Annotated in this window: 14 protein-coding genes; 4 read left to right on the top strand and 10 right to left on the bottom strand. The window is 42.2% G+C overall.

What is annotated here, in order from left to right:
• Window positions 1-2: 2 nt before the first annotated feature.
• Window positions 3-1,175, bottom strand: a complete 1,173-nt coding sequence (locus WDV75_RS19465; protein ID WP_273570976.1) for a PrpF domain-containing protein — start codon at window positions 1,173-1,175, stop codon at window positions 3-5.
• 19 nt (window positions 1,176-1,194) lie between these two features.
• The gene (locus tag WDV75_RS19470) at window positions 1,195-1,941 is read right to left on the bottom strand and encodes a sterol desaturase family protein (protein WP_273570975.1); all 747 of its coding nucleotides are present in this window, start codon (window positions 1,939-1,941) and stop codon (window positions 1,195-1,197) included.
• Between the two features lie 206 nt (window positions 1,942-2,147).
• Here WDV75_RS19470 and WDV75_RS19475 point away from each other — a divergent pair, with 206 nt between their 5' ends.
• The 4 genes from WDV75_RS19475 (at window position 2,148) to WDV75_RS19490 (ending at window position 5,650) form a co-directional block, all read left to right on the top strand.
• A complete protein-coding gene (locus WDV75_RS19475) occupies window positions 2,148-2,585 on the top strand; it encodes a helix-turn-helix domain-containing protein (RefSeq protein ID WP_338860336.1) in 438 nt (145 codons plus the stop codon).
• On the top strand, window positions 2,555-3,115 hold the full coding sequence (locus WDV75_RS19480; protein WP_338860338.1) for an IS630 family transposase: 561 nt from the start codon (window positions 2,555-2,557) through the stop codon (window positions 3,113-3,115). The genes WDV75_RS19475 and WDV75_RS19480 overlap by 31 nt, the downstream gene beginning before the upstream one ends.
• A gap of 293 nt (window positions 3,116-3,408) precedes the next feature.
• On the top strand, window positions 3,409-4,446 hold the full coding sequence (locus WDV75_RS19485; RefSeq protein ID WP_273571406.1) for a helix-turn-helix transcriptional regulator: 1,038 nt from the start codon (window positions 3,409-3,411) through the stop codon (window positions 4,444-4,446).
• A complete protein-coding gene (locus WDV75_RS19490; protein WP_273571404.1) occupies window positions 4,436-5,650 on the top strand; it encodes an MFS transporter in 1,215 nt (404 codons plus the stop codon). Before WDV75_RS19485 ends, WDV75_RS19490 begins: the two co-directional genes overlap by 11 nt.
• Before the next feature lie 53 nt (window positions 5,651-5,703).
• Here the strand turns inward: WDV75_RS19490 and WDV75_RS19495 are convergent, their stop codons facing one another.
• The 8 genes from WDV75_RS19495 to WDV75_RS19530 form a co-directional block, all read right to left on the bottom strand.
• Window positions 5,704-6,870 carry an acyl-CoA dehydrogenase family protein gene (locus tag WDV75_RS19495; protein ID WP_273571402.1) on the bottom strand — a complete coding sequence of 389 codons (1,167 nt, stop codon included), beginning with the start codon at window positions 6,868-6,870 and terminating at the stop codon, window positions 5,704-5,706.
• Window positions 6,871-6,908: 38 nt separating this feature from the next.
• Window positions 6,909-9,422, bottom strand: a complete 2,514-nt coding sequence (locus WDV75_RS19500) for an aminotransferase class III-fold pyridoxal phosphate-dependent enzyme (protein WP_273571400.1) — start codon at window positions 9,420-9,422, stop codon at window positions 6,909-6,911.
• Window positions 9,423-9,432: 10 nt separating this feature from the next.
• On the bottom strand, window positions 9,433-11,844 hold the full coding sequence (locus tag WDV75_RS19505; protein WP_273571398.1) for a hypothetical protein: 2,412 nt from the start codon (window positions 11,842-11,844) through the stop codon (window positions 9,433-9,435).
• 20 nt (window positions 11,845-11,864) lie between these two features.
• A complete protein-coding gene (locus WDV75_RS19510; RefSeq protein WP_273571396.1) occupies window positions 11,865-12,887 on the bottom strand; it encodes a hypothetical protein in 1,023 nt (340 codons plus the stop codon).
• 61 nt (window positions 12,888-12,948) lie between these two features.
• A complete protein-coding gene (locus WDV75_RS19515; RefSeq protein WP_273571395.1) occupies window positions 12,949-14,136 on the bottom strand; it encodes an MFS transporter in 1,188 nt (395 codons plus the stop codon).
• Window positions 14,137-14,142: 6 nt separating this feature from the next.
• Window positions 14,143-17,481, bottom strand: a complete 3,339-nt coding sequence (locus WDV75_RS19520) for an AMP-binding protein (RefSeq protein ID WP_273571393.1) — start codon at window positions 17,479-17,481, stop codon at window positions 14,143-14,145.
• A gap of 45 nt (window positions 17,482-17,526) precedes the next feature.
• Window positions 17,527-17,799 carry a MoaD/ThiS family protein gene (locus WDV75_RS19525; RefSeq protein ID WP_273571390.1) on the bottom strand — a complete coding sequence of 91 codons (273 nt, stop codon included), beginning with the start codon at window positions 17,797-17,799 and terminating at the stop codon, window positions 17,527-17,529.
• Window positions 17,800-17,812: 13 nt separating this feature from the next.
• Window positions 17,813-18,220, bottom strand: coding sequence for a M67 family metallopeptidase (locus WDV75_RS19530; protein ID WP_273571388.1), 408 nt, complete (start codon window positions 18,218-18,220; stop codon window positions 17,813-17,815).
• Window positions 18,221-18,225: the final 5 nt, after the last annotated feature.

The raw sequence follows: 18,225 nt of genomic DNA on the forward strand, positions 1-18,225 counted from the left end.
TTTTAATAATCTGAATTTGAGATAAGAAATTGTGTCATTATTTTTTCTAACTCATCGCTAGGATTATAAATAAAAAATTCACCTTTCATCAAAATTTGGGCGTTTCTCTGCACACTTGCATACTTTATATAGTCACCATCATGTGTGATACTAAATTTGGATATCCCAGATAAATGCTCAATCCGTACAGTAGAGTGGCCGTTAACCCTATTAGCATAATAAAGATGACTGGCAACCGTTCCGGGAAAACAGCAAGCAGCAGCTAAGCAGCAACCACCGGATACCGCGACAGATAAATGAACGTTTTTGGGCGTGAGATACCTGATAGTAATATCTCCTTTGGATAAAGAAGGCGCAACAATGGCGACTTTGGGTTGGGTGATAGATTCTGTTAAATCCTTTTTATTCATCACTGCTCCATTGTTCTGACGAATTCCCATCTTAATCCCCATCTCTACCCTGATTTGCATGATTTTTTCTTGTAATACTTGATTATTTTTAATTTCATTGGGATTTTCGTAACCCGAAATTCCCAAACTTTGGGCATTGATAATAATCATCGGTACAGCGACATCAATACACGTGACCGGAATGCCATTCACTTTATCAATCAAATTTCCTGTCGGAAAAAGGGCTTTTGTTTTTGAACATGCAGGATCTGCAAATGACACATTAATCTCAGGAAAATTACCCACTACACCAGGTATATGTGCCAGTTGGTATTTAGGTGACACATTCGCCATCGTACACACAATATTTTTATTGGTATTTGTATTATAAATACTTAACTTTCCATCGGGCATTAACAACTTTTCTTCTGGGAGATCTCTTATTACCAAGGGTATTGACGAGGTCATATTTCCACAGTTAACTTCCCACGATACGGTACTACTTTCTTTTTCAAGTTGAGCAAAAGTGCTAATCACCTTTTTAGCTTGATAATCGATATCAATAATAAAAGCTTTATTACTGGTTGTCGTTTCCCTGCCCAACCCCTGTAGTTGTTTATTATTTTCATTTTTTCCTTCAAGAGGCACACCCATGATATGTCTAATAATTTCTTCTTTGAGTTCTTTTTTTTCTGGTAGATGTTTTTGTAATAAAACGATACCGGTTGAAGTTCCACCTCTCACATAATAGAGAGGAATACGTATAGGAAAAGATAATTTTTTCATGTTAATTACCATTACTAAATTAGTTTTTCTTCAATGGCCTTATTATAGATTCAAACATATCTACATCTCGTTGATAGGCTAAACCATAATTCCAGTCTCTCTTAAAGGTTTCTTTATGATAAGTTTTTAAAAACCTATCCCAAACAGAAAATATAAAAGAATAGTTAGTATTATTATTTTCATATTCTTTATCATGATGAGGCTCATGGAATCGTGGAGTTGTAATTAAATAAGATAGTGTTTTTTCAAATTTAATTTGGAGCGTCACTTTTGAATGATGAAAAATAGCAATAATAAAACCAATAATAGAATGAAGTAAAATAGCCTCCATAGATATTCCCAATATCCAAATAATTATAAAATTTAAACACGTGTGGAAAATAGATTCCATAAAATGTACTCTCAACCCTGTTGTAGCATCCAAAACTTCATCAAGGTGATGTATCTCATGAAACTTCCACATGAATTGGTTTTTGTGGCTAATGCGATGAAAAAGGTAACCTGCCAGATCAAGGATGATAATAGCTATTATTATAGACAGAACTGCCCCTTTATGGGATAACATATGCGTTAAAGAATGGGTACTAGCATAAATAACAAGAGGCATAAGAAACAGAAATGAAATTAATTTTGTTAATAAAAAATTGCAAAAGTTATTTTTCCAATGGCGGTTATAAATATCATATCTATAATTTTTCCTTATATAAATAACAATATCAAAAATAAATAAGAATAAAAACCACAAAATAAGAAAATAATTAATCATCATATTCCCTAGATAAAAGAGATATAAAGGCACATAATCACGAGATAGAAAGAATGTATTGCATTAATGATAAACAAAATATAAATAAGGATTCTATTTATTGGTAAGTTAATAAGATAAATTATCTGCATTACTGTTATAATCGATAACCCGATTTTCCACCTGTTCTTATGAAATCGAAGATAACACTTTCTGAGTCTGAACGAATGACATTGCAACAACAGGCCTTGAATCACCCACATCGGGATGTCCGGACACGAGGAACGGGGTTGCTCATGCTTGCCAGAGGCGTCAAGCCGTCCCAGATCACCGTTGAGATAGGATGCAGTCTCCGGGTTATCTACAACTGGGTTCACACATGGCACCATTGCGGGATAGCGGGATTATTAGGGGGTCATGCCGGAGGCCGCTATCTTGCCATGACGCCTGAAATGATTGCCACTGCGGTCGAAGCAGCTCGCGCAGAGTCCCTGACGCTCGCCCGAATCGCTCAGTGTGTTGAGGCAAAGCATGGTTCCCTGCCCTGTACGCTTGAAACGCTGGCGAATACCCTGAAAAAGCAGGGGCTCACCTATAAACGAACCCGCCTGTCGCTGAAAAAAAGCGCAACGAAATGGAGTTTGCTAAAAAATCCGCCTTGCTAAGCAAAATTAAGGCGGGAGCCCAGTCAGGACATGACCGTCTGGTCTATTTTGATGAGGCCGGTTTTGCCGCATCTCCGCCGGTGCAATATGGGTGGAGCCCTCGGGGTAAACCCCATGAAACTGAACCCCAAGACCATCACAGACGGTCCGTTCTGGGGGCATTAAATTACACGGCCAACACGCTGTTTTACCAGCTAATATCAGGCAGTGTTACGCGAGCTGATGTGATTGATTTTTTAGAGCAGGTAGCCCAACAAGGAGACAACCGGCTGACATTTTTAGTGCTAGATAATGCGCGTATCCACCATGGGATCGAGGAAAAAACCAGAACTCGCTGGTTACGGGAGCACAACCTGATTTTACTTTATCTTCCCGCCTACAGCCCAGAGCTGAATCTGATTGAAATCGTCTGGAAACAAGCCAAATATCACTGGCGACGTTTTATCACCTGGACTCAAGATACCATGGAGTATGAGCTCAATACGTTATTGGAAGGTTATGGTGATCAATTTGCAATTAATTTCTCTTGAGCACTTAAAGAACATTATTTGTTACATCCTTCTTAAATTTTATATCAACAGAAACTATGGAATATAGCATTTAAGCCCCCAAGTATAGATAAGAAAATATTGTTGCTGGTCGTTATATTATCCCAAAGAAACTTAATCAGTCAGACAACTCATAATTATTTTCATCCATAATATTATAAATACCTGATAAAGATCACATAACATTTTAAAAACACTAGACAATTATATATTCAATATTGGATAAGAATAAAATCAATAATAATTCTTATTATCACTTGTAACGAGCTAAAACGATGAATGTGATTTCAAAAAAATCAAATAAAAACATCAGTAAAAAACAACCTATTGATTGTAAAGTTAATCTTGTGACACAAAAATTGCACTCCGATTCAGAATGCCGGAATATGGGCTGGTACAATATTTATCTCCCAAAACAACAGGGACAAAGTAATTTTCGTTGCTTTAATATTAGTAAAGAAATTTACTTCACTAAAAGCTACTATTATGGAAAAGAACCTCTGTTTTCTAAGAGTAACTATCTTTATGACACTACTCTTATGATTTTTGGCCTGAAAGGAAAAAGTCATCTAGGTCTCTCAGCAACACAACTAAACCACACGATCAATGCAGGAGATATTTGGTTATTTAATCTTCATCATCTTCATAACCCTGCATTATATCGCCTTAGCACACCGAATCTCCGACATGAAATGGCCGTTCTCAAATTTCCTACAGAACGTTTAAAACGCGCCTTTTCAGCTAATGATGAAAAACTTATGTCAATCTTTAATCTGGAGGTGTCCCATGTGGCAATACAACAGGATAATGATGAATGGATTGCTCCTCTGGTCGAGAACCCACTTAAAACCCCCTTTGATCGGATAAAAGCTGAGAGCAGGGCCCTAGAACTCATTTCACACTGGTTACTTCCTCTCGGGCAATATATATCCATCACCTCAAAAGATCATTCAGACTCATGTTGTTATCAAAGTACTGCGGTAGAAAAAGCTCGCGAGATCCTGATTGCTGAACTGACTAATCCACCAACCTTGTACGATTTGGCAAAACAAGTGGGAATGAGTCATACCCGGCTTAATCAGAATTTTAAAAGAAATTATGGAAAAACTGTTTTTGACTGGCTAAGAGGATATAGGCTACAGCTTGCAAAAACATATCTTCAAGATAGGCAATATAGTATCACTTTTATAGCACATTTATGTGGTTTCAGCAGCACCAGCCATTTCATACAAACATTTCGTCAACATGAAGGTTGCACCCCTGTTACCTATCGAACCAATTATCTTAGTAAGGAAATATATCATGTTGATTAAATTACCAACTCATTATCTTTCATTATTTCCTCTGATGATAATGCTTCTTGGGAACGCTATAGCACACAGTCTATTTATGATTGGTTTCCCAATTATAGGGCGCACTATGGGAATCAATGAATTGTTGACAGGAACATTACTTTCTGTCTCTGCTTTCAGTATGATGATTTTTGCTCCCTTCTGGGGCCGCTATACAGATAAACATGGGCAAAAAGCGCCTGTAGTTATCGGCATTGTGAGCACTGCATTATTTCTGATATTAACTGCTGGGGTGATCAAATTTCACACATCCTTTGAGCTTACTATCCCACTGCTTTTTTCCTTATTCTTACTGTTAAAACTGACTCAATCTATTGGTGTTGCAGGGCTGATGCCCAGTGCACAAGCGTATGTTGTAAACCAAACTTCACACCACGAACGTCTTTCAGGAATGGGGGTTATTGGGGCAACATTTGGCTTTGGCAGCATTATCGGTGGCTATCTTGCAATGAGTTCCGGCATAACACAATTTCCATCAGCGCTGTTTATTTTGGGGGTAATTATGCTCATCATTAGCTTGGGGCATCGTTTTTTGAAAACACGTCCACTATCCCATGTACCACAGAATACCATGCTCCCTTATTCTTCATGCCCCCAACCACACAACTCAATTTTACCCTTTGCTTTAATAACATTCTGCGTCTTACTGGTTTATGGCATGCTCCAGCAGACCACTGGTCTCAGATTACAAGATCAACTTGGGTTTTCTACTCAAGAGGCTTTAAAAGGAAGTGGGGAACTGTTGATTTCATCTATGATCAGTATGGCAGCAGGACAAGTTATATTCACTAATTTCACGACCAAGTACGCAGGCCGACTAATGATCATTGGATTTTTCTTCGGTTTGTTGAGTCTGATATATCTTGCGATAAGCAACACCTATATTTGTATGCTGATTGCGATGGTTTGTCTGGGAGGCGCCATGAGTTTGATTATTCCTGCCAACCTTACGTTGCTAAGTCAGACCGTCGGTGAAAAACATCAAGCTTATGCAGCCTCAATTAATTTGATCGGCAAGGGACTAGGATGGGCTGCCGGACCTGTTATGGGAGTTGTATTTTATCAATATACACCGACCCTACCTGTCTGGTTCTCAATGATATTCTTCCTTGTAGCACTAGGTATTGTGATTTATCAGCGAAAAAACAGGCTGATTTTACAATAAACTAATTATCATGAGGGCTCTGAAACAGATTGGAATAGAGCCCTCGGAGAACACTACACATCAACAATAATAGGTGCGCCCTGTTTGATTAAAGAGTTAGCGATAATATTACGATGGATTTCAGATGTTCCATCAATAATTCTGAATAACCGTGCATCGCGATAAAAACTTTCTATTAAATGCCCATCATGGCAACCTGAAGCGCCAAAAATCTGAACGGCATGATCGGCAACTTTCCCCAGCAGCTCGGTAACAAATACTTTCAGCATCGAAATTTCTTCACGACACGATTCTCCCTGATCCATTCGTCTAGCTGTTTCCCACAACAATGCTCGCGCCGCCCGAATCTCAATAGCACAATCGGCAAGTATGTATCGAATATTCCCAGTTTCAACAATAGGTTTTCCAAATTGGTGACGTTGCTTGGCATGTTCTGTCATCAGATCAAGTAAACGCACACATTTACCCAGACCACGTGCAGCAACTTTCGCAAGACGTGCCCTTCCCAGAGTTTGACATAATATTTTAAATCCTTGATTCATCTCACCCAGTAAGGCGTCTTCTTCCACATGAATTTGATTAAATATCAGTTCATTATGGCTAGTGCCAATAAATCCCATCATATTAAAACTCTTCCCGAAAGAGAAGCCAGGCACATTTTTGTCTACTAAAAACAGAGAAATCCCTTTCGCCCCCAGTTCAGGGGCTGTTTTCGCTGCCACAATAAAATAGTCTGAGTACTCGGCATCACTGATATACGCTTTCCGGCCATTAAGCACCCACCCCTGATCGCTCTTAGTTGCACAGGTCTTAATGGAAGCTGCATCAGATCCAGCCTCAAGCTCAGAAACAGCTAGCGAGCACCAACGCTTTCCTTTCAGTGCTGGAAATAAGTATCGTTCCTGTTGAGCCACTGTACCCAGCATCAGACATTCATAGATATTTCCCGTTGCCCGCCTGATTAGAATATCTTTTGTCACCCCCAATTGTTCCTGAATGAGTACATTTTCAAATGTACTCATTCCGGCACCGCCATACTTAAAATCAATATTGGTCGCAAACAACTTTGATTCCTGCCCCAATCTCATCAGAGTCCTGGCTTGCTCTGGCTCAATTCCTCCCTGTTGAGTCACCGTGTTCTCCAATGGCACGAGGTGTTCCCAAGTAAAGCGACGTGCTTTTTCGACCAGCACATGCTGGTCTAGTGTTAACTGAGTCATCACTTCTTCCTTCTGACATCCAGATAAATTCAGATGATCTAATAATGAAATGTCGACATATCTTCACAAACCTGACGAAATGCCTCAGCAAAATATTTAGCATCATCGTGAGTAAGGGTTAGTGGTGGCTGAATCCGCATCACTCGGTTACTATTTGCGGTCATAAATGTCAAAATCTGGTGTTCTTGTGCCAACTTAGTGACAATGCGCAAAACGAACATGTCTTCCATGCCTTGCTCTATCTCATGCAGGGCCTCATCAATATGGTATTTAGCCTTATCTGACAACAGATAGTAGGTTCCAACAGCATCCCAACTGAAACGGTGAGCCAACTCATTAACTGTGGCAGCAACACTTCCAGCAAAGGGTTGCTCGAACTCAATAGCTAACATGAGGCCTTTTCCCCGAACCGATTTCACAAACGGATAGTCGTCAGCAACATCCTGTAATAATTTTTTCAAATAGGACCCCACATCTATAGCATTTTCGGCTAGTTTTTCTTCTTCAATCAACTTAAGTGCACTCAAAGCAACAGCAGCAGCCAAATTTCCTCCGCCAAATGTTGATGTATGCAATATAAATCGATCTATACTGCCATAAGCCGCATCCCACACTTTAGGGGTCGAAATTGTGGCACCAATAGGAATGACACCGCCAGACAACGATTTCGATAACGTCAGAATATCAGGACACACCTGCTCCCACTCACAGTAGAACATTTTTCCAGTACGCCCCAGTCCCGTCTGGATTTCATCCAAAATCAACAAACAGTCATACTGATCACAAAGACGGCGCACAGCTTGCAAGTAGCCTGGAGGAGAAAGAATGACACCGCCTTCACCTTGGATAGGTTCCAAAATAAACGCAGCGATATTGCCCAATTTCAATTGCTGTTCCAATGCAACGATATCCCCAAATGGAATAGCATGACACTGACTCAACAAAGGTTTGAAATGCTTACGGTGCTTCTCCCTTCCTGTGACGGAGAGAGCCCCCATGGTTTTTCCGTGATACCCATTTTCACAATATAGCAATGTACTTTTATCCGATGCGGCTAGCGCCAATTTTATTGCAGCTTCAACGGCTTCTGTCCCTGAATTACTGAGAAATACTCGTGATAAAGCGCCCGGTGCTATATTAGCCAGTTTTTCTGCCAATAGTGACGCCTGATATGGAATCGAGACATACTGAACAAAAGTAGGTTGTTGATGGGCTAAATAATTTGTTACGGCTGCCACAATGGCCGGATGGTTATGACCAACATTTACACATCCATAACCAGAAATAAAGTCATAGTATTCAATTCCCTGCGTATCAGTCAGTTTGAGTCCTTCTCCTTTGACAAATACTCTTTCCAGATGATTATATTCATAGAAATCGATCATTTCAGGGTTGATGTACTGTCGGAAACGTTCTACCGTCTCCCGGAAATTCGAGATACTAGGATGAGAAACCAGTTCTGCTGGAGGTTGAGGATGATGATAACGTCGGATCGCCACCCAATCCTGCTCTTTTACATGCCTCCCCAGACTGGCAAGCCGAGCCGGACTAAAACCATGTTTCAAGGCAATCTCTCCAATATTGAGAACCTTATTACAATCTAACTCTCTGCCAATAGAATAGAGTTCTGCCCGTTCTTCAAGAGCAAGAATCAGAGTTTCAGCTAGACATCCATTCATAAACATTTTTGGCTCAAACTCAGGCTGAGCTCCGCCAAAAGAGATCTGATCATTGGCAGAAATCAATCCCCCATCCAGCAGGAGTATATCTCGCCTTGGTTCATCTTGAGGCAAAACATCCCGGGGAAGTGCCACATCAACCACCACTGAACCAGGTTTTAATCTGGCAGGGTCAATAACTCCACCAGTGGAGGTTGCCGCGACATAGAACGAAATGATTGGATAACATGTGCTAATATCATTTGTCAGCCGTATCTGAGCGTGGTAGGTTTCGGGCAGATAAGACAACAATTTTTCGGTAACCGCTTCACGGTGACGATGCACCAGATGTAAGCGAACCCCTAAAGGCAGTAATAAGCGGGCAAGCACGAGGGCAATGGAACCTGGATAGCCAGCAATGGCTATTTCTGCCTCATTTTCACTTATATTTAAATTTGCCAGTGTATCGAGCACATTCCGGTAAGCCACATAAGCTGTCAGAGAATTCCCTGTCGTCACCGGAACTACAGCCTGTTCGGCTGTTTGTAAACCACGTTGGCCGACAATACCCGTGAATCCACCTAGCCCCACCAACTCAGCACCTTCTTCGCAAAGTTGACTAATTCCTGCAACTACACGCTCAGTAATCACTTTAGGCTGTGTTAGCATTTCTTCGGCAGTTAATGGCATGTAATGAATAATCCCACTACAGGTGGCTCCCGTTGCACTAATCACTTTTTCAAATCGTGTAAAAGGAACTAAGTTTTCATGCTGCCAAATATTTGGCTGAAATCCTTGAGCTTGATCACGGCAAGTTCGGATAAACATATCCATCAACTTTGAATGCCGCTTAAGTGGTATTGATGTAGGATGTGCAATAAAACCAAATTTCACGTTACATTCCTTATACTATATTGACACATTGCCATGCTGCTTCAGAGAGCAGGCTAAGCCCATCCCCATCGGAGTTATGTGAGAGCATGACGTCGATAAAATAAATAGTTTGAGGGGTTGTTAACACAGTTTCGCAATAGGCTGCATCAAAAGTTGCCCAGCGCTCACGAATGACCTGTATTGTTCCATGTGGCTCAGAGGAAATCTGGATATTAGAAGTCGTGACCAGAGCTAGATAACGCGATGATGTAACAAGAGAGGACTGTTTTATCTCATTGGTTGCACTTCGCTTATCGATATATGATCGAATCATCGACAGCATACCATTACACAAATAAAACACAGAAATATTAATCTTCTGTCGATGTGGATTTTGCATCAATGCTCGCTCAATATGATGTTCGATGTTTGGAGTTAAATCTCTGGCACCATCACCAATAAATGCCAGAATATTCTGAGATGATGTGCGAGCCAAATAAGGCAATGACATCAACGCATCTCCCATCAGTGCCCGACCATACCAACCGGAAAATCCTTTTCCTGTTTTCGGTAAATTCCGAATCGCACTGACTCCGCATCTCCCTACATCATAAACACCTGTATAGACAAATCCCTGCTTACTAATCAGATTATGCAACTGTTTCCCTAAGTGGGCGTAAAAGTAATTGGGTGACATCGGCATCTGTGGCAGCCAATCTATCGGCGTTGTGTCAGGGCAATTCTGGACTCGTGCCAGTTCGTGACGACGATAAGCAAGTACCTCTTCATCCACATTAAGTCGAGCAAGCACTGTTTTTAAGAACGGGAGTAAATCACTATGTACAGCCAAATCAGTGTAAGGTGACATGTGTTCTGAACGACAGTTCACCTGAACAATATGACATTTATTTTTAAGTTTACTGGGAGAAAGTGGCGAGGATGCTTCATCGACTTTACTTTTGAGGAAAAAAATACTCTGGCTTTCAGGTGCAGCAAGCTCCTGTCCCTCATGTAAATAACGAAATATTCTGCGGCTGAAGCCATAGTTCGACAACGTTCCGATATAGTTACTTACAAGCTTTTGCTGATGATAATCACTGATCCCCCCCGGCGAAATCATCGCATCTGCTAACACTATTCCAGCTTTTTCAGCAATCTGATAAATCAGTTCACGTTCTTGAACTGCCAAATGGCAACATTGCCACAGTATACGACGCTTGTCATGATTGATCAGAAACATCACGGCATCTATGACGGACGTTTCACTATCCTCAATCAGTGGAGGCAAAAGACTCCACTGATTCGGATGGGGCAACTGTTCAGATTTCAGAGTGCATTCCAAAACAGATTGGGTTGCCAAAATAAACACGGGACCAGGCTGTGACTGTAATAGAGCACCGATTTCACTCAACCGCTCAGGTAAGGTCGCTCTATCATCAATATAGACACACGGAATTCCTTTGGCTTCAATCGATTTCCTGCCATCATAATCTTGGTGCATCGTACCTTGAAATGGATACCAGCTATTGCCAGGACTATCTGCACAAATGATGATACCTGGCGCATGAGCACGCTTTAGGTTGTATAATGTGCCACGAAACTCATCAATCATACCTGAAGTCGCTGCAATCACGTAACCATGCTGATAAAATTGCCAACCACAAAGTGCAGAAACAGCCAGGCTGTGCTCATTCGGCCCACTTTCACACAAGGTAGATGTATTATCACATAAGCGAAGCATGGAATCGATAAACCCAGAGATCATCGACCCTGTATAGTAGTGAAAGTCCCAACGCTCTTGAAAATGGTACTCCATATAATCATAGATAAACTGTGCCATCGATGATGTCATCAATTTAGAAGTCGTTGCTCTAACGAGCAAGGGATTAATATAAACATTATCCAAATGATCCATCAGGTTTTTTAATACCTGTATTTCCCAAACCAGCGGATCAGACTGCCTAATATTGCACGTCACAGAATCCATCATTTGTACTTGTGCACTATCCTGCGTCATTTCTGATAACGAAAACAAACAAGAATAGGGAGAAAATTTCCCAGAGTTCGACTCAAACAACTGGAAAAACTGATGACAGACCTGTTCGTAATCCCCATGCTGTAAAAACAGATCATCAGCAATCACTAGATCGAGGGTTCTGTCTGGATGCAATGCCATATCAGCCAGAGCTTCATCCAATGTTTCATAGGTCATAACATGAAAAGAAAATTGATGTTTTTTCTGATAGGCCAGCAAGTATTCTCTGGCTTGCTGAAGCAAGTACGTCATAATAAAGTCAACCGAAACTGCCGAATTAGGTTCCCAAACTCCACAGTCACCAGACTCAGTGCCAATTGATAATTCCAACTTATTAATTGCTTCTTTCACACCTTGACTTACAATTTGAGACTGAGCGACCACACAAATTCCGATGTAATGATGCATAGGATCTCCATAATTATTCATCAGAATGTACTAGCTTTGATCGTACCTGAAGCGACAAGCAAAGCCTGACATAGGAAAAAGTAGCCATAAGGCATTTCTGTAATTTCTTGGTTATTTTCAGAAGTGGTATAGCAACATCCAACAAACCTGATTGTTTCGTCCTCTTCGATAAAACTGGGATAAGTGAGTACCTGATGCAGTAAAACTTTGCCTCTTTCCCACCAGACAGAATTCCCGCCACAGGCTTCATCCAGCTTAAAAAAAGCCACAGCACTGATCAGTGTTGCAGAAGGATCAATAACAGGATGCTTATGATGCCCCGTCTTTGGCACATCGGAAGAATGAACGGAATAGTCTTGCCACCATACACTACAAGATAATTCCGCTACGTGGAGAAATGTTTCTGGATTATACAAAGCAGCACAGGCCATTCCTAACATTCCCCAACTTTGCCCACGTGGCCAACTGCCTGCCTCTCCTACTGGCTTCCATTTTTCTGAACTCTCTGACAGACAAAAATGACTGTGGGTATAAAATTTTCCTGAAGGGTGAATTAATTGATGGGCAGTTAATTGGGCATGTGCTTGTGGCATCTCCTGCCAATGATGATGTACTCCTAATTCAACCAATGCGGCACAAGGATCTATTGATAGGCAGTTGTTTCCATATTCTCCTCCTCCCATTTCAGTCCCAACAGGAAAGCCCTGCCAAGGAGCAAAGGTCTGACTCAATTGTTCTTGAAATTGGAGGATAAGTTCGCCAGCCCGAGCATCATTCACTAAACGCAACGCGGGACCAAATCCGTACCAAGCATTCATCACCCGAAATATAGACTGAACATACTTCCCTGCTTGGATTTGATCCCAACGGAATTGGGTACGGGATATCAAAGTAGGATGATTTGAGAAATAACCTGCTAGCCAACAACTCCCCGCCCAAAATCCGGCACCCCAAGAGCCACGAGATGACGTCATCCATGACGGACTATCGATAAGTCGATATAAAGGAAAACGGGGAGCAATCTGTCTCTCAATATTAGCCACAGACATTGCCAATTTATGAATCAACCTCTGGTAATCGAAGTGCATAATGAGTGCCTTCTGCTTACATTATCTGTGATAAAGACCAGCGCAAACGGAGTACTGCAAGAAAGCCGAAGCTTAATAGTATTAACATGAACCCCATTCCTGCCCATGTCGATCCAAAATAAGCCACCACCCACTGGAAAAGCAATGATCCCAATGCCAGCCCACCAAAAAATGCAAAAGAAACTCGTCCAGATGCAATGGGTATCTCACCAAAACAATCATGATGCAGAATCATAGACATCGCCAGAGCATTGGTTGCTACAAGCGTACAACCAATCCCAATCACCCCGACATAAACCAGCCAGAGGTTTTGTGGTGAGGCATTAAATGTCGCAAGTAAAGCGAGAAATGCAAATACAAACAATAAAGCCAATAAATCGGACTCTTGCTTAAAGCGACTTGCCAGAGGCGTCAGCACCAAACGAGAGATCCAGCCCATCAACCCGAATAATGTGACAAGAAATGCAGCCTGACTAATAGGCATTCCCAATTGAGAAGCAAACATCGGTACCTGGGTAATAAAGGCTGCCAACACAATACCAACACAACCTTGCATTAACATCAGCATACTTATTGTGTTCAATTGTGCTGTTCTGTGATATTTCACTTGTGGAACAGTCACTTTTGGCTGCCAGTTACAGATCGCAGCTAAAATCGCCATGAATAGACACACTGGAACAATAGCACCTAACGCTACCCGCCATCCCCATTGTGCTGCCATCCATGGCAAAATCGTCCCTGCCACCAATGCGGAGAGTTGAACTCCAGATTGCTTTAATCCCACCATGAACGATTTATGTGTAGGTGTTACCTGAGTCGCAATGGCCTGATTGGTCATCGGATTTGCCAAAGCCTGCGCAATACCGCAGACTGCTATTGCCAGTATCATCAGCCAAGGATGATTTGCCAAAACCAATGCTGCAAATGCTCCACCAGTGAACAAAAACAACGTAATACTTGCCCAACGGGTACCTAATTTTTTCACCCATCGTCCAGCGGGAAAGGATAAAATAGCAGCTACACCAAATGCTGTTAGCGTAAATCCTCCCAGGAGTTCGCGATCAATCTCACCCTCCTGTAACATAAAAGGTGCTAATGCCCCACTAGCATAAAGAATCAGCATAGGCAGTGCCATCGCTAGTACTAAAATAAATCCCAGCGATAACTCCATCTTTTTATTATGGGTTTCATTTTGAATCGCCATATACAATTACCTCCTCTGATGCACTGATTTATTTTCAATACAAAAGGTTGGGGTCAATTCTGATAACATATTACGAAGAGTAGGTTTATCAACTTTACCTGCAGGGCTAAGAGGTAATTGACTGAAATGGCAAAGATATTCTGGTAACTTGTGCTGTTCTAACCCATATGACAACAAAAACTGTGCTACATCATTTAGAGAAAGTGGTTGTACGCCTTCCCGCAGTGACAAACAGAGACAAATTCTTTGTCCTAAGTCCCTATCAGGAATGGCAATACATGCAGCACTGACAATATCCTGATGATTAGTCATCAGTTTCTCAATCTGAATAGGGCTAATATTGACTCCTCCACGGATAATGACATCCTTCTTCCTTCCCATCAAATTAAGGTAGCCACTTTCATCAATGCATCCCAAATCACCAGTGTAAACCCAACCATTTTGATCTCGGTACTTTTCATCCAGTATGGGGGAATTCACGTACTGCATGGGTGAAATTGGTCCACGAGCCGCAATCTCCCCAATCTGTCCCTGAGGCAGTGGTTGATGACGTTCATCAACAATTCGGATATCACAAATGGAAGGGTTAGGGCGCCCAACCGTCATAGCAATCTTTTCTCGTGTATCAGTCAAGGCATTAAAACAGTTTACACCATCAGCTGATCCGTAAAGGCTGACAAATCGACACCCAAATTTTTCATAACAGCGGTTAATTGTGGCTTCATCGATCAAAGCTCCTCCACTGACCAGTGCGACTAAGTCACGAAGATCCAAGTCATTCAGGCGATCATCGGCAACAATTCTCTGGAACATGGTCGGCACACCGAGAATGTGAGTCGGGCGATAATCATGAATTACCTCCAATGCCGCATCGACACTAAACTTAGGCAAAATTACAATAGTGCCACCCAGCCATGCTATAACACATGCACTGGCAGTAGAACCAAATGCCGAGCCTAGGGGCACCAGATACAAAGTAACAAACCTCGTATGGCTTCCTCTTAGTTCCTCCATAAAGCGTCCCCGTCCTCCTAACAAGGCGTTATGGGAATAGGCAACTAATTTAGGCTCTGATTCAGAACCGGAAGATATGAGAAAACGCACTGGATCATCAGCGGAAACCAACGGAAATTGTGTTAAAGGCTTCCCATCCAGTAATGCTTCAAATGACAGCCAATAGTCACGAGTTTTTCCCACTGTGATCAATACACGTAGCGATAATATCAAAGGCCGTAACGCTTCGATAATCTGACATACATCACCCTGATCATGCCGGTTTTCAACAATAATCGCACGCGCCTGACTGCGCTTAAGGATCGACTCAATATCTAACCGACCTCTTCCTTGTGGAAAAGGGCACACCACTACTCCTATAGCAGCGGCAGCAATATCAATGACAATCGAGCGCCAACTGTTACTCAACTGATAAACAATCACATCACCACGCACAAGCCCTGCATTAGCCAAACCTGCTGCCAACCTCAAACTTTGCTGATAAATTTCAGAATAACGATAACTTCCATCTTGGGAACAAACCGCTAACCCATCAGGCTGTTTTTCAACTTGCTTACGAAAGGCTTCAAATACAGTTGATTCCGGATAAGCACCTGATGCTTTCCATTCATGGCGAATTGATTCGGGGACTAAATTGATAATACCTGCTGGATTCATAAGGGGCCTCCATAATTCACGTAATTGTGTGTAACTTCCTCTCATCAAATAGGGTTCAACAAGTGGATGTGTAGGAAGTGATGCCAAATCGGTACAACACCATTCGGGTAAGGAGTTCTCTTTTGGGATAGACGAATTGTCGGTGAGAATGGGTTCTATCAACATTGTTGCAGCCCCCAGCAATGAGCTTCCAACACTCAGTCCTGACGTGCCTCTAACCCGACAGTAAAGAGCCATGATTGCTGCCTGTGCGGCAAGAATACCTCCGAAAACATCGGTCGCTGTAAACAACGTACCACCTTTAACACCCGCACTTTGGGCAATCACATCCGCCATACCGGAATAAGCCTGAGCCATAAAATCCGTACCAGGAATCATCATTTCATTGTCTAGTATCCCCCAACCACCTGCATAGACATACACCAAATCAGGGTGATTAAGACTTAAATCAGAGATATCCAGTGCTAACTCAGATGCTTTTCCCGGCGCCCAGTTGTGTATAAATAAGTCAGCATCATGAACCAATTTTTCGATGGTTTGTTTTCCCTCTGCTGATTTGATATCTACTTCAATCACCTGCTTACGAGCGTTCAACGCCTGAAAACGGGCAGAAGAATCACCCGCCAGAGGAGGCATATCACGCAATGGATCGCCCCCCAGCGGCTCTATGCGCGTCACAGTCGCTCCAAGCATGGCGAGCAGATGCCCTGCCATAGGTCCTTGAATTCTCCGACAGGATTCCACCAGACGGATTCCTGCAAGTGGCAACCCAGATTTCACAGTGTCCGAGAGCATCCGAGTAGGCTTCTTGGCTTCATCACCAATGGCCTTAATAGACCAAGGACCGAACTCAAGTAATGACTGTAAATCTCGATCCATCTTACGATCTTGAATACGCCTGACTGGGGTAATTGCAATTCCTGTCTGACGAGCCAGATCAGCCAAATCTGCATAGACATGACTGGCAAGCCGTGACACCATCTCTTCAGGCAGTGACACAGTCCCTCTAGCATATCGCTGCATAAAGGTATGCCAGCCTCTGCCTATTTGCTGAATATCTGTTCCTAATTGAACCCAAAACTTCTGCCAAAGTTGTGGAGAAAGAGATTCTAATTCAAACAAAACACCATCAAGAGACACGAAAGGGGGCCTGAGAGAGATATCTGCTTCGCCACATGAGAACACTTCAGCTCCAGTTTTTGCAGTAGCGCCTGCCAGATATTGTCCGACAGCTAATATTCCGGCTTGCACTAAATCAAAAGTAGCTTTCTGTATTCTACTGCACCGGTTCTGTGCGATTAACCCAGCCAATAGTTGTTGCAATACCAAAGAGGCACTAATCACCGAAATATATTCAACACCTAACGGAACAACCCGATCCAATGAACGGCTATGGACAGCAACTAATCCGGTCAATGCCTGTAACGCGACTTCATCACAAACTTGTCCATTGATCACCGGCGAAGTAACCGTGAGCATAAATTGCCAGCCTCCCTGCTCTTGCAGTATCACCACCAATTCGTTGTTCGAGGTCTGAACTGAAGATTCATTGACCACAATACCGATTTTCTCTGCCTGAGAATTTAATGCCCTTATAAATGGGGCAAATGCTGCATCGGCCTGGCTAAATGTGCCACTGAGCCGCAATAACTGAAATATTTTTTTTCTTGGCATGAATACGCCCCCGATTACAATAAATAACGGTTCTAACGTTGTGAATTACCCTCCCGCCACTGCCGGAAGGATGGTGATCACATCTCCGACTTTCACGGTAGTTTGCAGCCCTTTTCCAAATCGGATGTCATCGTCATTTACATAGAAATTGATAAACCCGTGAACATCTCCTTCCTTCACTAAACGATCTTTAATTCCAGGGAAATCAATCTCTAATTTATCAATAACTTCACAAACACTTTCACCAGAAGAGGTTACAGTTTTCTGGTCATTAGTGAATGTTCTTAAAATAGTAGGTATATGAACCATGACCGACATAATTATTATTTCCTCATTGAGTAATTTTTATGATTTCTTCGATTGCATGTCCCTGCACATATCGGTAGCTACGCAGTTCAAGCCGCGATGCTGGCGCAGTAGAAAGAATGACATGGTGAATCTGGGGTGAAACAGAAAAAGCTAAGTCTTCTCTACTCGGATAAGCCCGTGAGCCAGAATGAGAGTGGTAAAGAACTATCGGTTCCAGTTCTTTTTCTTCCATCTGACGCCAAACCTGAAGCTGTTGTCTCGAATCAAACCGGAAATAAACCTCGGAAGCGGCACTATTGTGCATAGGAATAACCAATTCAGGCTTATCGCTCCCACAGGGACCAACGATGAGTCCACAAGCTTCAATTGGATGTTCTTTCTCAGCATGTTTCACAATTTCATCCAATTGGACTTGAGATAACACTAGCATTGGAT

Source organism: Xenorhabdus griffiniae (assembly GCF_037265215.1).
GTDB lineage: Bacteria > Pseudomonadota > Gammaproteobacteria > Enterobacterales > Enterobacteriaceae > Xenorhabdus > Xenorhabdus griffiniae.

Excerpts from the sequence above, each read along its gene's own strand:
- WDV75_RS19465 (WP_273570976.1), bottom strand. The coding sequence starts at position 1,175 with ATGAAAAAATTATCTTTTCCTATACGTATTCCTCTCTATTATGTGAGA.
- WDV75_RS19470 (WP_273570975.1), bottom strand. The coding sequence starts at position 1,941 with ATGATTAATTATTTTCTTATTTTGTGGTTTTTATTCTTATTTATTTTT.
- WDV75_RS19475 (WP_338860336.1), top strand. The coding sequence starts at position 2,148 with ATGACATTGCAACAACAGGCCTTGAATCACCCACATCGGGATGTCCGG.
- WDV75_RS19480 (WP_338860338.1), top strand. The coding sequence starts at position 2,555 with ATGGAGTTTGCTAAAAAATCCGCCTTGCTAAGCAAAATTAAGGCGGGA.
- WDV75_RS19485 (WP_273571406.1), top strand. The coding sequence starts at position 3,409 with ATGAATGTGATTTCAAAAAAATCAAATAAAAACATCAGTAAAAAACAA.
- WDV75_RS19490 (WP_273571404.1), top strand. The coding sequence starts at position 4,436 with ATGTTGATTAAATTACCAACTCATTATCTTTCATTATTTCCTCTGATG.
- WDV75_RS19495 (WP_273571402.1), bottom strand. The coding sequence starts at position 6,870 with ATGACTCAGTTAACACTAGACCAGCATGTGCTGGTCGAAAAAGCACGT.
- WDV75_RS19505 (WP_273571398.1), bottom strand. The coding sequence starts at position 11,844 with ATGCATCATTACATCGGAATTTGTGTGGTCGCTCAGTCTCAAATTGTA.
- WDV75_RS19515 (WP_273571395.1), bottom strand. The coding sequence starts at position 14,136 with ATGGCGATTCAAAATGAAACCCATAATAAAAAGATGGAGTTATCGCTG.
- WDV75_RS19520 (WP_273571393.1), bottom strand. The coding sequence starts at position 17,481 with ATGCCAAGAAAAAAAATATTTCAGTTATTGCGGCTCAGTGGCACATTT.
- WDV75_RS19525 (WP_273571390.1), bottom strand. The coding sequence starts at position 17,799 with ATGTCGGTCATGGTTCATATACCTACTATTTTAAGAACATTCACTAAT.
- WDV75_RS19530 (WP_273571388.1), bottom strand. The coding sequence starts at position 18,220 with ATGCTAGTGTTATCTCAAGTCCAATTGGATGAAATTGTGAAACATGCT.